Below are 15,065 nucleotides of genomic sequence, written 5' to 3' on the forward strand. Positions count from 1 at the left end.
AAAAATGGCAATTTCCGATCAATTAATACAAAGAATTCATCAGACCAAACAAAATAATATTCATGGATTCTTTGATAAAATAAAGACCAAAAAATGGGTGAAGGATTTGTACGAAACCCTCTTCCTCCCTCAGAATGATAATAGTGAAGATCAGCTGAAAATAAATTTTGAAGCACTTCAGGAAACACTTTCTGATCAGATCAATACGGTAACAGGAGATAAAGACCTTACTGAAAAGCAGGTCAGTCAGTTTTTTGAGGCTTTACCGGAATTATACAATCAGCTGGTTCTGGATGCAAAATCCATTTTGGAATTTGATCCTGCCGCCGATTCTCTGGAAGAAGTATACCTGGCATATCCCGGCTTTTTTGCCACGTATGTCTACCGTATTTCGCACCAGCTTTGGACCCAGGAAGTGAAAATTTTACCGCGTGTCATTTCAGAATATGCCCACAGTAAAACCGGAATTGATATTCATCCGGGAGCCATTATCGGAAAGTCTTTTTTCATTGACCACGGAACAGGAATCGTGATTGGAGAAACTACCGTCATCGGAAACAATGTTAAAATCTATCAGGGAGTAACCCTCGGAGCTTTGAATGTTTCCAAAGAAAAAGCCCATCAGAAAAGACATCCCAACATTGAAGATGATGTGATTATCTATTCGGGAGCCACTATTCTGGGAGGTGAAACAACCATAGGCAGAGAAAGTATCATAGGAGGAAATGTCTGGGTAACACAGGATGTCCCTGCCAACTCTCTGGTCTATCATAAAAGTGAAATAAAAATAAAGGATAATAGCTCATTACCGGAATCATTAACCTTTGTGATTTAAGAAAAAAACAAAAATAAAAAGTACATTGATATGAAGTTTCAGAATGCATTAGAAACGATTGGAAACACACCCGTCGTAAAAATTAATAAACTCTTCAATTCAGATCATGAAATCTGGATCAAACTTGAAAAAAGTAATCCTGGCGGAAGCATTAAAGACAGAATTGCACTGGCTATGATTGAAGATGCAGAAGCCAAAGGATTATTAAATAAAGACAGCGTCATTATAGAACCTACAAGCGGAAATACGGGAATAGGACTTGCTTTGGTAGTTGCCGTAAAAGGATACAAACTTATTCTTGTCATGCCGGAAAGCATGAGTATAGAACGCCGAAAAATTATGGAAGCTTACGGAGCAGAATTTGTACTTACTCCAAAAGAAAAAGGAATGAAAGGTGCCATTGAAAAAGCTAATGAGCTTGCTGAAGAGACCCCTAACTCATGGATTCCAAGACAATTTGACAATCCTGCCAATGTAAAAGTACACGTAGAAACCACCGCTCAGGAAATTTTAAAAGACTTCCCGGACGGGCTGGATTATATCATTACAGGAGTAGGAACCGGAGGACACATCACCGGAATCGCAAAAACAGTAAAAGAAAAATATCCTAACGTAAAAGTAATTGCCGTAGAGCCGGAATTATCTCCTGTATTAAGCGGAGGAAGCCCAGCACCACATCCATTACAGGGATTAGGAGCAGGATTTGTTCCTTCCATTCTGGATATTACCCTTTTGGACGGAGTGATCACAGTAGGAAAGGAAGAGGCTTATGAATATGCCCTTAATGCCGCTAAAAAAGAAGGCCTTTTTGTTGGAGTTTCCACTGGAGCCGCTTTAGCAGCCATTGCAAAACATTTACCGGAAATACAACCTAACGCTAAAATCCTTACCATCAATTACGATACCGGAGAAAGATATCTGTCTGTAGAAGGACTCTTCTAAATCCCTAATTAACACCTACTTCAATGAAAACAAATATAAAATCACCAAAGGTTTACCTTATCGGTGCAGGGCCCGGCAACCCTGAACTGATCACTGTAAAAGCAGTAAAAGCTATCGCAAAAGCGGACGTTATTTTATGTGACCGCCTTGTAAGTCCGGAAATTCTCGAAACCTACGTCAATGAAAATACAGAAATCATTTATGTAGGAAAAGAATGCAGTAAAAATGCGTCTACCCCTCAGTCTCATATCAATACTTTGATGGTGGAATATGCCCTTCAGAACAAAACCATTGTAAGACTGAAAGGAGGTGATGTTTCCATATTTTCTAACATTCTGGACGAATTGCAGGCTTTAAAACAGAACCATATTCCCTACGAAATTATTCCGGGAATTACAGCCGCTTTAGGAGCAGCAGCATTTGCAGGAATGCCTTTAACAGCCAGAGGATATTCCACATCCGTTCGTTTTCTGACGTATTATAAATCGGAGATCGTAAGTGAAGAATACTGGAAAGAGCTTGCTTTAACCAATGATACCCTTGTTTTCTATATGTCCAAAGGAAATCTTACCCCTCTAGTGGAAAAACTGACAGCACTTCATATTTCAGGTGATAAGAAAATTGCAGTCATTGAACAGGCTACAACGCCTTTCCAAAAAGTATACACATCATCATTTGATGATTTTAATGAAAAATTCGGAGATAAAAACTTTGCTTCCCCTTCTTTGGTGGTTGTGGGTAAAATTGTTAATCTCCACGAAGAGTTTTCATGGCTTGAAAACGCAGAACAGGAAGGTCTTTATTTCAAATCAGTAGAAAACGGAAGTCTAATCCCTACCACTCAAAATTTCTTTGAATATGCTGTCTGAAACTAAATTAAATGTATTAAAACAAATATCCGGAGACCTCTCCAGAGACGAAGCCATCTGGGCTAGCGGGTATCTTGCCGGTATTGCCGGAGGATCATTACTTACAGCCGTTCTGCCACCACAAGAGACAAATACTATTGTCCAGAATGCCGTAAAGAAAATAACGCTGGCTTATGGTACAGAAACCGGAAACAGTAAAAAATTAGCAACAACACTTGCAGGTATCGTTAAGAAAAAAGGATTGCAGGTAAAGCTTGCCGACCTTTCTCAATACAAGCCTAAAGATTTGGCTAAAGAAGAATTCTTTTTTGTAATCATCAGCACTCAGGGAGAAGGCGAACCACCAGCTCTTGCCAAAAAATTCTACGATTATATCTATGAAAATGAAATTAATCTCAGCGGACTCAAATTTGGGGTACTGGCATTAGGAGACAGCAGTTATCCTCTGTTCTGCCAAACAGGAGAAGATGTAGATTCACGTTTTGAAATATTGGGTGCCCAGCGTATCATTCCGTTAAAGAAATGTGATATTGATTATGAGCAGGAAGCTTCTCACTGGATAGAGCATGTATTTGAAACAGTAAATAAAAATACTGGTCAGAGTACAAAAAATGTTTCAGCTCCAAAGGTTTCCACCGGAAGAAAGAAATTTCAGGGAAAAGTTTCAGCCATCATTAATCTGAATGATATTACGTCTGAAAAAGAAACCTATCACATCGAAATTGAAACAGAAGAAATACTTGCTTATCAGCCCGGTGCATCTTTAGGAGTGATTCCGTTCAATTCAAAAACTGCAGTGCATGAAATTATTACCCTGACAGGAATTGATCCTCAGAAACAGATAGAAGCAACAAAAATTACGGATACTGTAGAAGAACTGCTGCATAAACATCTTAACATCAGCTATCTGCTTAAATCTGTGGTTGCTCAGTATGCTAAAATAACAGGACATTCCATTCCGGAAGTAAGATTAAGCCTTCTTGATCTGCTTAGAATTTATCCGGTAAAAAATGCAGATGAATTTGAAGACATCATACGGATATTAACTGCTCAGGCACCCCGTCTTTATTCCATATCTTCCTCTGTGGAAGCTCATGGTGATACGGAAATTCATATTACGGTTGCGAAATCAGAATTCCTTATTGATCATCAGAAACACAACGGATTATGCAGTGGCTTTCTGAGTGAATTCAAAGAAGGAGAAGAGTTGGAATTTTATATTCAGGAGGCAGGACACTTCAAACTTCCGGAAGCTGATAAAGATATCATCATGATTGGTCCGGGGACTGGTATAGCTCCTTTCAGATCATTCCTTTGGGAACGTGATGCTACAGGGGCAGAAGGAAGAAACTGGCTGTTTTTCGGAGACAGAAACTTCATATCAGACTTCCTTTATCAGGCTGAACTTCAGGATTTTATTAAAACGGGCAGCTTAACGCATTTAGACCTTGCTTTTTCAAGAGATACAGCCGAGAAAGTATATGTTCAGCACAGGTTAGAACAAAAAGCACAGGAAGTATTTTACTGGCTGGAAGGTGGAGCATCTGTATATGTATGCGGAGCCAAAGAACCAATGGCATATGATGTAGAACAAACACTACTCACCATTATCCAGAATGAAGGAAAGCGCAGCAAAGAAGACGCTGTACTTTATCTGGAAGATATGGAGCTGAGTGGCAGATATGCTAAAGATGTGTATTAAAAAGAAGTACTTGTAAAAATTAAAGGAAACAGTTATGAACAACGATAAAGAAAACCTTTCACCGGTAGAAAGGATTAAAACCGGCAGTAACGGGCTCAGAGGATCTTTAAAAGAGAGCCTTGCTGATACTATTACCGGAGCCATAAGGGAAGATGATCAAACGGTCATCAAATTTCATGGAATGTACCAACAGGACGACAGAGACCGAAGGGAAGAGCGTGTCTCCAAAAAACTGGAATGGCTGTATTCTTATATGATCAGATTAAGGCTTCCCGGTGGCTTTTTAACTCCGGAACAATGGGTAGGATTGAATGAAACAGCAGAAGATCATTCTACGGGAACCATTAAAGTAACGACAAGACAAACGATTCAGCTTCATGGTATTTTAAAATCTCATTTAAGACCTACCATTCAGAGCTTCAATCTTCAGCATCTGGATTCTATTGCGGCCTGTGGGGACGTCAACAGAAATGTAACCTGTACAGCGAATCCTTCGGAATCACCTTTGCACAAGGAAGCTTACGAACTCGCTGGAAAAATCAGTGAAATGTGTCTTCCCAAAACTAAATCTTATTATGACATCTGGATTGATGATGAACTTCTGGTAGACCGTAAAGCAGAAGAAGATCCTCTGTATCAGGACAGATATCTTCCGAGAAAGCTGAAAATAGGAATTGCCGTTCCACCCAATAACGATGTAGATGTATTTATCAATGATATTGCCTTAATTGCTATTATCGAAAATAATACAATTGTTGGTTACAATATCGCTGCCGGAGGAGGACTGGGAGCAACCCACGGAAATGAAGCTACTTATGCCCGTCTTGCCTCCATCCTTGGATTTGTAGATACGGAAGAAAAAGTATTGAAGGCTGTCTACGAAATCATCACGGTTCAAAGGGACTTTGGAAACAGAAGCGACCGAAAATTATCAAGATTAAAATATACGATTGATAAGCTTGGTATTGACCAGTACAGAGCTGAAGTAGAAAAAAGAACAGGATTCAGCTTTGAACCTGCCCGAGAATTTAAATTTGAACAGCGGAAAGACCGCTATGGCTGGATTCAGAACCATGAAGGAAAATGGTTTTATACCGTATTTGTAGAGCATGGAAGAATCCTTAATACGGCTGAATATCCTTTAAAATCAGGGTTATTAAAAATCGCACAAACCGGTAAAGCCAACTTCCGTTTTACCTGTAACCAGAACCTTATTCTGGCTGATATTGACGAAAAAGATAAACCTGAAATTGAACATATTTTAAAAGAGCATGGAATTTCAGAGTATACGAATGGAGCAAGTGCCCTGCGTAAAAACTCTGTTGCCTGCGTGGCTTTGAACACTTGTTCACTGGCTTTAGCGGAAGCTCAGCGTTATCTGCCATCCTTGGTTACCAAAATAGAACCTATACTTGAAAAATATGGTCTGCTGGAAGAAGACATCACCATCCGTATGACCGGCTGTCCTAACGGCTGTGGAAGATCTCCCAATGCTGAAATCGGATTTGTGGGGACAGCATATGGGAAATATAATCTTCACATCGGAGGAGACCGCTTAGGAATGCGACTGAATACAAAATTTAAAGAAAATATTGGTGAAGAAGACATTCTTACCACTCTGGATGAACTTTTCGGGATTTATGTTCAGAAAAGACTTGCAGAAGAAACATTTGGCGATTTTTCATACCGTTATTTACACACCTTAAATTAATTATATGGCTAATTTTCATTATGATCTGAAAAAAAACAAAAAAACTCAACCTCTTCTTTTAGGCAGACGAATGTGTATGTGTTGTTGATTCTCAAGTAACAATACAATCAAAGCTGTTTCAACTTTTCGATCAAACCACAAAAGTCACAAAAGTTTTTAAACACTTAAGTTTTTTAAAGAGCCAAACTTTGTGCATAATAAATACACTTAAGTTTTGTGAAAATTTTTGATTTTCATCTAAATGTGAGCTTTTCTGCGGCATCATTTTAAACTTACTTAAGTGAACTAAAGTGTTTTAAAACGAAAACTTTTGTGTCTTTTGTGGTTAAAAATGATCAAGATAAAAAGTTCAGACAGCTTCATTCTCAACCTAAAAAATGAAGAAAAAATGAAAAACAAAAAGCAGGGAAATATTTTACCTAAAGCAGGCATTATCGCATTTACATTTCTATTTTTTAACCTGGCAGAAGCACAGCAGCAGCTTATAGAGCTTAGCGGAAGCATCAAAAATACAGGTACACGCAAAGGTCTCGACTCTGTAAAGGTGCAGATCGAAAATACACAGGATACCGCATTAACGGATCAGCTGGGTAACTTTAAGCTCAGAACAAGGGTTACCATTCCATTCCGGGTGGTCATTCAGAAAGATGGTTTCACAGGTCAAACCGTTGAAATACTTTCACCTTCCAACAAAATAACGATAGGGCTGAACCCCCAGAATACAATTATTGATGATGTGGTAATCTCAGCCTCCAGAGTTCCGGAAAAGATATTAAGATCCCCGATAGCCATTGAAAAAATTGATATTAAAACCATCAGGGAAAGCCCTGCAGCTTCATTCTATGAAACATTGGAAAATGTAAAGGGATTACAGCTTTTAACATCAAGTCTTACGTTGAAAATTCCTAATTCGAGAGGTTTCAATTCGCCTAATAATTTTCGATTCATGCAGCTGGTAGACGGGGTAGATGTACAGTCGGCAACGTTGGGAGTACCATTGGGAAACGCAATAGGCCCCACAGAACTGGATATTCAGTCTATGGAAGTCACTCCGGGAGCGGCTTCAGCGTTGTACGGAATGAATGCCATCAACGGACTGGCAAGTTTACAGACCAAAGATCCGTTTACGTCTGAAGGAATAAGCCTTTATTTCCGTGGCGGGATGAATCATGTAGACAATGTTAACCATAAAATAAGTTCTCTGGGAGAAAGTGCTATCCGTTTTGCAAAAGTGATCAATAAAAACTTTGCGGTGAAAGTTAATGCATCCTATTTCAGCGGAACAGACTGGATCTCCAACAATCTGACCGATCAGAATCCAGGATCTTTGGTCACAGCTAATCCTAATTTTGCTCTGGCTAATAATCCAGCTGAAGACCTTTGGAATAAATATGGTGATGAAAGAAACAACCGTGTTGCTGTAAAGGTGGATTACAATGGTAAACCTACCACATTCAACGTTTCAAGAACAGGATATCTGGAGAAAGATCTTGTAAGTCCGGATGTAAAAAATATTAAGTTCGATGCAGGACTATACTACCGTTTTGGTGATCAGTGGAGAACATCTTATGTATACCGTTATGGATTACTGGACGGAACTTTCCAGAGAGGAAATAAAATCCGTTTGCAGAATGCTACTGTTCAGAACCATAAAATAGAACTGACAGGAAGAGAACTGACCTTCAGGGCTTATGTATCGATAGAAAACACAGGAGATTCTTATAATCTGAAACCTTTGGCAGATAATCTTGATCTCACCAATCTTTCCAATACCAACTGGAGAAATATATTCCAAACAGCTCTTCAGAATAATCTGAATGCAGGAGCCAATCTTAATGACGCTTTTATTCTCGCCCGTCAGCAGGCAGATAAAAACAGAGCCGTACCGGGAACTGCAGCCTTTGAACAGTTGAAAAACACCATTATAGGAATCAATAACTGGGATTCGGCCAATGGAGGAGTAGCAGGAGCTCCGGCAACAGGCGGTGCTAAACTTGAACAGAAATCCCGTTTTTACCAGGGAGAACTTACCTACGACTTCAGCAGATTTGTGAAGATATTCAACCTTCTTGCTGGTGTAGATTACCGTTTGTACAGCATTACTCCGGATGGAAACAATTTTGTTGACTTCGACCGTCCGGTGAATGAAAGAAATATTCCTTTAGCCAACGGCACCTTCGGGAAAAATGTTATTTATCAGAAATATGGAGCTTTTGCTCAGATTACGAAGCTTTTCTTTAATGATAAATTAAAAATTAACGCTGCCTTACGGATTGACAGAAACCCTGAATTTGAAGCTAAATTAAATCCGAGAATCAGTGTCGTTTATTCTCCGGTTAAAGAGCATAATTTCAGAGCTTCTTTTCAGAACGGATATCGTTTTCCATCACTATTTGAAGCACTTTCTTTCGTAAACAACGGAAATGTAAGAAGAGTGGGAGGTCTTTCAAAAGTAAACGATGGATTAGGCTATCTGGAGAATTCCTACACATTGGCTTCCATTGATAAATTCACCTCGGCAGTAAATGCAGATGTAGATGCCGGAAAAACCCAGGCTCAGGCAGCTCAGGACAACAAACAGCTTTTAACAGTAGCCAATCTGCAAAAATTACAGCCGGAAAAGATCAATTCATTTGAAGTAGGGTATAAGTCTACTTTTTTTAATAATAAACTTGTGCTGGACTGGGATTTCTATTACAACATTTACGAAGGATTCCTTGGGCAGGTAGAAGTGGCGGTTCCAAAAAACAGTCAGGTAGGAAACAATACCGCTGTTCTTGCAATGTTGGATAGAAGCAAACAGGACCGATACAGAGTTTATACCAACAGTAACAGTACTTATAAAAGCTATGGAACGTCTTTAGGGATTCGTTATAATATTACAGGAAATTATAATGTCAATACCAATGTTTCCTATAATGATCTTGCTTCCAATAATTCCTCGGACCTGTTTATTACCGCTTTCAACACCCCGAAATGGATGGTGAATGTAAGTGTAGGAAACAGAGAGATTGTCAAAAATATAGGGTTTACCCTTGTGGCAAGATGGCAGAGTGGCTTTATGTGGGAAAGTCCTTTAGCATCAGGAGCAATTCCAGCCTATTATACGATTGATGCTCAGGCTACATGGAAACTTCCTGAAATTCGTGCGAATATTAAAATCGGGGCAACCAATTTGCTGAACCGCCGTTATTTGCAATATGCTGCTGGTCCTGAAATCGGAGGACTTTATTATCTCGCTTTTACGTATGACTTAAAATTGTAATAAGGATGAGCAATTCACTATACCCCATATTCTTAAAACTTGAAAACCTGTCACTGCTGATCATCGGTGGTGGCAAGGTTGCTCTTGAAAAACTGGAATCTGTACTGGGCAATTCACCGGAAACCTCCATCAAGCTGGTAGCCAAAGAAATTATCCCTGAGGTAAGAACCTTACAAAGTCAGTTTTCCAATATAACCCTGCATGAGAGAGCTTATGATGATCTTGATTTTAATGATACTGATCTTGCCATCATTGCGGTAAATGATATTGAATTAGCAGGGGAAATCAGAGAAAAAGCCCAGAAAAAAAATATACTGGTCAATATTGCAGATAAACCGGATTTGTGTGATTTTTATTTAGGTTCCATTGTCAAAAAGGGAAGTCTAAAAATTGCCATTTCCACCAACGGAAAATCCCCGACCATTGCTAAAAGATTAAGGGAAACCTTTACAGAAGTCATTCCTGACGAAATGGATCATGTATTGGACAATATGCAGCATATCCGCAATCAGCTCACCGGAGATTTCAATTATAAGGTTAAAGAACTCAACAAAATTACTACAGAATATCTGTCTGACGGAAAAGTATCTTCAAAACCGGACATGGAAATTGAAAAACTGATCAATATTACCAAAACTGCTCAGAGAAAAGCTAATATTTATCTTGCCATTATTGGAGTTTTGCTTCTTTTTGGATTATTCGGACTTGTGGTGTACCAGTTCAATCTTTTCGGTGATATTCAGTATTTTCTGAATAAGGACGGACATATTTTTTACTGGATGCTGTTTGCCGGTTTTATGGCAGAAATTGTTGCCGGATCAATGGGAATGGGCTATGGAGTCATATGTACCACAATCCTTTTACTGCTGAATGTTCCGCCACCCGTTGTCAGTGCAAGCATTCACTCTGCGGAGTCTTTTACTACTGCAGCCGGAAGTTTCAGTCATTATAAACTGGGAAATGTCAACAAAAAAATGGTATGGGTATTGTTCCCGCTGGCCATTGTAGGGTCTGTTATCGGTGCATTAACGCTGTCTCATTATGGTGAAGAATATGCTCATATTGTAAAACCCATTATTGCCTGCTATACAATGTATTTAGGCATAAACATCTTAAAAAATGCATTCAAAGATAAAAAATCAGGGCAAGGTAAAACCAAACGAAGAACTAATCTCAGAGTATTAGGACTGGTAGGTGGTTTTATTGATTCTTTTGCAGGAGGTGGTTGGGGGCCATTGGTGACCGGAACCCTGATCAAAGAGGGGAGGATTCCCCGTTATGTAGTGGGAAGTTCTACTGTTGCCAAGTTTTTACTGACCATTACCAGTGCTATAACTTTCATTTTCACCATCGGTATCCATCACTGGAATATTGTGTTGGGGCTTTTGCTGGGTGGTGTTTTTACGGCTCCTTTTTCGGCGATGCTTACCTCAAAACTTCCAACGAAGAAAATGTTTGTTGTGGTAGGAATAGTAGTGATCCTGATGAGTCTTGTTACCATAACAAAATCAATTTTATCATAAGAAACCGATTATAATCAAACTTCGTAAAAAGCGTGTTTTTTTAACGCAAAGATTTAATTTATAAATTCTTATTATTTTAAGGGTGCAAAGCTTAATCAATTGCATTGATTTTTCTAAGCGTATAAGGCTTAATCAGTAATATTGTCGCCACCTTTGCCCACTTTAGTAAAAGGCTTAGATCATTGAACTTTACGTTTTTTTAACATGCCTTTATACATATTTTTAACGCAAAGATTTTAATGTTTTACTTTATTTTGAGGTATCATAGGGAAAATCAGTGATATAGTCTGTTGACATTATATCATTACTCATTTTTAGTAAAAATCTGAAACCATTAAAACTTTGCGTTTTTTTTTAATAAAAATGTTTTGGATACGCAAAGGCGCAAAAATGATATAAAACGACCGCTGTAATAAGGCGCAAGGATTTTATCTTCGATAAAATTGAATACAGCATTATCTTAAACGCAAAGATTTTAATTTTTAATTCCAAATTTCAAGGAAGCAAAAGAGAGGAATCAATTATATTGATTCTTTCTAAGCAAATGCATAGTCACTAAGCTTCATCAGCGACATTGTCGCCGCCTTTGCTCACTTTAATGAAGAGATAAATCATTAAACTTTGCGTTTTTATTTTCCTTTTCTTTCAAAATCTTTAATCTTTTGCCCATTAAAAAGTATACTAAAAACAGCTCCCAAAAAGAGAGCTGTTTATAATCATTAACTATTTCTAGATTTTGTTTTTTCGAAAAGTATCAAGCCCAAAGCCTGCACATCCCTGAAATAAGAACAGGAGCAGAAACAAGAGATACAATGTTTGAGGCAGATATAGAAAATAACTCAACCATGTAAAAGGATCCATTTCATACACTCCGGTTTCAGATTTGATGGGAACAAGTTCCTTAGGAATGGAACCCAGATCATGCGTAAATAAGGCGACAAGGATAATAATGATCAGAAATACAGAACTTATTCTTGTCCAAAAACCGAGCATTAAAAATAAGCCAAATACACATTCACAAAAAGCAGTGAAATTGGCGGTAAACTGCGGAAAAGGAAATCCTATAGTACTGATGGTGTTGAACATATACCCTTGGAAAATAGGATGGAAAAGTTTGTTGAAACCTGCTATAAAGAAGAATAATCCAATTAATATTCTGCAAATTACATAAATGTTATGAGTATTCTTTTCGAGGTTTGATATTGTTGTTTTCATTATTCTTTTAATTCATTTTTTGATTACACCACCACGGCAAAGCCATGAACAGCAGCTGGTCATGTAATTCTGGTTTAAATAATAGGATTGTTTATATAAATTTCAGAGACCGATAAAATAACACGATCTGAAATTTATATTTTGGGAGGAATCCAGATAGAATTAAAAAATGAAGAATAAGGTGGATCATCATACAGAAAATGACGATTGCTTATTTCCTGATCCATAAATTTTTCAAATGCAAAAGAATGAAAGGAAGCAGTAAAAAACAGAGAAGAACCAGAACAATAATTACTATTGCATTTTATCGGGGTTTTGTTATTTTCTTCAAGAAAAATCTTGTTGCATTTTTTATGGGAAGTCTCTTTAAGGCTGTATTGATTCTTTATTTCTACCGTAGAAAAGCTGGTGTTTTCTGTTTTTAGGATCAACAAATGGATGAGCATTAAACATATATTAAATACCTGTATATAATGTGATAATCCATTTTTTTTCACCATAAGCCCTATAGAATTAAGGCAAATATAATAAAATATTTATACTTGCCTTTGAGCTGGATAGGGTTGGTATTATCTTTTATTTCTTATCTAATGCCAGATAATTATCATCCATTCTGCTGATCAGAATGTAAAACAATCCTGCATAGATCATCTGAATGCCCATTGCTTCCCAGTTTTCAACAGTACTGCATCCAAAAAGCAGCAGGATAATCAGGGAGGCTCCTGCTATAGTGGCAATACGGGTTTTAAAACCAAGCATTAATAGTAATCCGATTATAAATTCCAAAAAGGGGAGTGTAACTCCAAACAGATGCACCAATGGCTGTGGAAACCAGCTTGTTTCAAAACCTTTCATCATTCCTGATGCAAAATCCTGTAGTTTCACCAGTCGGACCAATCCGTGTCCTAAAAGGTTAATTCCCATCGATACACGGAGGAAAAAATAGGCTGTTTTTGTATTCATAGAAGTATTTTTTAGTTTGGGTGTGAGAAGCTGGAGGCTGGAAGTTATTTTGATCTTAAAAATATTTTACAAACTTCAATAACATCCTTCTTCCGGCCTCCAACTTCCTTATTTATTATATTTTTCTTCGCTGTTATCAATTGGAGTATTGGGATCATTCATCACCATTTTGGCAATATCATCTTTTCTCATGAAGACTACGCCCTGTTTTTCTTTGGTATATTTGATGAATTCCTCCATAGCATGCACCATTGCAGGTGTTCCTCCAATTCTGTCATGAAAGCTGATGCTCATCATTCTTCTTTTGGAAGCTCCTTCCTCATAAAGACGGTCAAACTCAAACTTCAGCTGTGCCAAAAACTGATCAGGACTCCAGTGTTTCCCTTCAATATTGACAATATCATTGTTGCGAAGGGTATAAGGAATGACAACAAAATTTTTCCCTTTTACTTTTGTAACGAAAGGTTCATCATGGCTTAAGTCATCTATATGATACAGAAAGCCGAGTTCCTGTAATATTTTAAGAGTGTTGGGGCCTCTTCTCAGCCAATTGCAGTTATAGCCCACCGCTTTCTGTCCAGTAATCTTTTCAACAACATCTACACCTTGCTTCACAAAATTCAGTTCGTCTGCGTAATTTTTATTCCATTGATTGTCCCAGGTAATACCATGAGCTGCAATCTCATGCCCTCCTTTTGCAATGGCTTTGGCCACTTCAGGATATCTTTCTGCCGCTGTTCCCACAACATGAGAAGTTACTTTAATATCATATTTTTTCCATAGATCCAGCATGCGGTAAATTCCTTCATTTCCTCCATAGCGGTACCAGCTTTCTGCCGGAAGATCGGGTTGTCCTTTGGGAAGGGGAGTTCCACTGAAAGGACTCTCAGCACCCTCAGGCTGTCCTCCTGTTTCAAACTGCATAGAGACAGAAATAACCAATTGAGCCCCATTAGGCCAGTATTTTTTGTTTGAAGTCTGTGTTGTACGCTCATCTTTTTTCTGTCTTTTATCCTTATCATGACGATCAGAAAAGGACATCAGAACGATTGTTGAAGCAAGCAACAATACGGATTGTTTTATGTATTTCATTTGTAATGGATTGATAGGACAAAATTGATCAATAATCTATCAGTATATATTGTAAAAATTAATGGTAAATTTGTAAAAATCCATTCTTTTATGAAACGAATCGTCAATTTCAGTTCTTTTAATGTTTTCAGCATCGAAAAAGAAATTTGGGATGTAGAATATCACAATCATAACTTTTATGAACTGATTATTATAGAAAATGGAAAAGGACTACATCATCTCAACAGTGTTACTTTCCCTTACAAAAAAGGAGATGTTTTTCTTCTCAGGCCCAGTGATGGTCATGAATTTTCCATTACAAGTAAAACACGCTTCATCTACATAAAATTCACGGAACAGTATATCTGGGAGAACCTTTTATCTCATAAAAAGAATGAGCTAAAAAAGGTTATTCAACTTTTGATGGAAGACCAGTCTTTTGTTTATGAATCAGTGATCAAGTGCAAAACGGATAGACAGCACCTGCTGCAGCTGGCCCGGATTCTTTTGTATGAGTTCAGCCATAAAAACACGTATAATAAAGAAATTACCTCCGATCTTTTTTCAAGCATCATTACCATTCTGATCAGGAACACAATGGACAACAGCACTACCAAAAACTGGATCACACAAAATGTAAGCAGAATTGAAAGGATATTGTATTATATCAATGTCAATGCATTAGATGCGGATAAAATAAAAATTGAGAATCTGGCCAAAGAATTTATGCTCTCTCCCAATTATATCAGTATTTATATCAAAAAGCACACAGGCTTCTCTATCCAGCAGCATATGATGCAGCACAAAATAAAAACAGCAGAGAAACTACTGATTCAAAGCTCTTATAACATCACTGAAATTGCAGATAAACTGGGGTTTAATGATGCCAGCCACTTCAATAAAATTTTCAAAGGGTATAAAGAAATGTCTCCTTCTGAGTTTAAGAAGAAATCAACGGTAAAATAAAAC

At 37.8% G+C, this 15,065-nt stretch carries 11 protein-coding genes; 8 read left to right on the top strand and 3 right to left on the bottom strand.

Going from position 1 to position 15,065, the window contains the following annotated elements; translation table 11 throughout:
- Positions 1–4: 4 nt before the first annotated feature.
- From epsC to DBR39_RS06510, 7 genes are all read left to right on the top strand, one after another.
- Complete coding sequence (gene epsC, locus DBR39_RS06480) at positions 5–835, top strand: serine O-acetyltransferase EpsC (protein WP_124531541.1); 831 nt, start codon at positions 5–7, stop codon at positions 833–835.
- A gap of 30 nt (positions 836–865) precedes the next feature.
- Positions 866–1,777, top strand: coding sequence for a cysteine synthase A (gene cysK, locus DBR39_RS06485; protein WP_124531543.1), 912 nt, complete (start codon positions 866–868; stop codon positions 1,775–1,777).
- 23 nt (positions 1,778–1,800) lie between these two features.
- The gene (gene cobA / locus DBR39_RS06490) at positions 1,801–2,646 is read left to right on the top strand and encodes a uroporphyrinogen-III C-methyltransferase (protein ID WP_124531545.1); all 846 of its coding nucleotides are present in this window, start codon (positions 1,801–1,803) and stop codon (positions 2,644–2,646) included.
- Positions 2,636–4,348 (top strand): sulfite reductase flavoprotein subunit alpha, encoded by a 1,713-nt coding sequence (locus tag DBR39_RS06495; protein ID WP_124531547.1) that lies wholly within the window; start codon positions 2,636–2,638, stop codon positions 4,346–4,348. The genes cobA and DBR39_RS06495 overlap by 11 nt, the downstream gene beginning before the upstream one ends.
- Positions 4,349–4,382: 34 nt before the next feature.
- The gene (locus DBR39_RS06500; RefSeq protein ID WP_124531549.1) at positions 4,383–6,059 is read left to right on the top strand and encodes an NADPH-dependent assimilatory sulfite reductase hemoprotein subunit; all 1,677 of its coding nucleotides are present in this window, start codon (positions 4,383–4,385) and stop codon (positions 6,057–6,059) included.
- A gap of 388 nt (positions 6,060–6,447) precedes the next feature.
- Positions 6,448–9,324 (top strand): TonB-dependent receptor, encoded by a 2,877-nt coding sequence (locus tag DBR39_RS06505; RefSeq protein WP_124531551.1) that lies wholly within the window; start codon positions 6,448–6,450, stop codon positions 9,322–9,324.
- Positions 9,325–9,329: 5 nt separating this feature from the next.
- Positions 9,330–10,847 (top strand): TSUP family transporter, encoded by a 1,518-nt coding sequence (locus tag DBR39_RS06510; RefSeq protein WP_124531553.1) that lies wholly within the window; start codon positions 9,330–9,332, stop codon positions 10,845–10,847.
- A gap of 729 nt (positions 10,848–11,576) precedes the next feature.
- Here the strand turns inward: DBR39_RS06510 and DBR39_RS06515 are convergent.
- The 3 genes from DBR39_RS06515 to DBR39_RS06525 form a co-directional block, all read right to left on the bottom strand.
- A complete protein-coding gene (locus DBR39_RS06515) occupies positions 11,577–12,062 on the bottom strand; it encodes a DoxX family protein (protein WP_124531555.1) in 486 nt (161 codons plus the stop codon).
- A 576-nt stretch (positions 12,063–12,638) separates the two neighbouring features.
- A complete protein-coding gene (locus tag DBR39_RS06520; protein ID WP_124531557.1) occupies positions 12,639–13,025 on the bottom strand; it encodes a DoxX family protein in 387 nt (128 codons plus the stop codon).
- A gap of 108 nt (positions 13,026–13,133) precedes the next feature.
- The gene (locus DBR39_RS06525) at positions 13,134–14,117 is read right to left on the bottom strand and encodes a polysaccharide deacetylase family protein (RefSeq protein ID WP_124531559.1); all 984 of its coding nucleotides are present in this window, start codon (positions 14,115–14,117) and stop codon (positions 13,134–13,136) included.
- A gap of 90 nt (positions 14,118–14,207) precedes the next feature.
- Here DBR39_RS06525 and DBR39_RS06530 point away from each other — a divergent pair, with 90 nt between their 5' ends.
- Positions 14,208–15,062 carry an AraC family transcriptional regulator gene (locus DBR39_RS06530; protein WP_124531561.1) on the top strand — a complete coding sequence of 285 codons (855 nt, stop codon included), beginning with the start codon at positions 14,208–14,210 and terminating at the stop codon, positions 15,060–15,062.
- The last annotated feature ends 3 nt before the right edge of the window (positions 15,063–15,065 follow it).

The organism is Chryseobacterium sp. KBW03 (genome assembly GCF_003852415.1).
Taxonomy (GTDB): domain Bacteria; phylum Bacteroidota; class Bacteroidia; order Flavobacteriales; family Weeksellaceae; genus Chryseobacterium; species Chryseobacterium viscerum.

Bases quoted from the DNA above. Each gene is read 5' to 3' on its own strand.
- DBR39_RS06495 (WP_124531547.1), top strand. From the start codon at position 2,636: ATGCTGTCTGAAACTAAATTAAATGTATTAAAACAAATATCCGGAGAC.
- DBR39_RS06505 (WP_124531551.1), top strand. From the start codon at position 6,448: ATGAAAAACAAAAAGCAGGGAAATATTTTACCTAAAGCAGGCATTATC.
- cysK (WP_124531543.1), top strand. From the start codon at position 866: ATGAAGTTTCAGAATGCATTAGAAACGATTGGAAACACACCCGTCGTA.
- DBR39_RS06510 (WP_124531553.1), top strand. From the start codon at position 9,330: ATGAGCAATTCACTATACCCCATATTCTTAAAACTTGAAAACCTGTCA.
- DBR39_RS06515 (WP_124531555.1), bottom strand. From the start codon at position 12,062: ATGAAAACAACAATATCAAACCTCGAAAAGAATACTCATAACATTTAT.
- DBR39_RS06530 (WP_124531561.1), top strand. From the start codon at position 14,208: ATGAAACGAATCGTCAATTTCAGTTCTTTTAATGTTTTCAGCATCGAA.
- cobA (WP_124531545.1), top strand. From the start codon at position 1,801: ATGAAAACAAATATAAAATCACCAAAGGTTTACCTTATCGGTGCAGGG.
- DBR39_RS06525 (WP_124531559.1), bottom strand. From the start codon at position 14,117: ATGAAATACATAAAACAATCCGTATTGTTGCTTGCTTCAACAATCGTT.
- epsC (WP_124531541.1), top strand. From the start codon at position 5: ATGGCAATTTCCGATCAATTAATACAAAGAATTCATCAGACCAAACAA.
- DBR39_RS06520 (WP_124531557.1), bottom strand. From the start codon at position 13,025: ATGAATACAAAAACAGCCTATTTTTTCCTCCGTGTATCGATGGGAATT.
- DBR39_RS06500 (WP_124531549.1), top strand. From the start codon at position 4,383: ATGAACAACGATAAAGAAAACCTTTCACCGGTAGAAAGGATTAAAACC.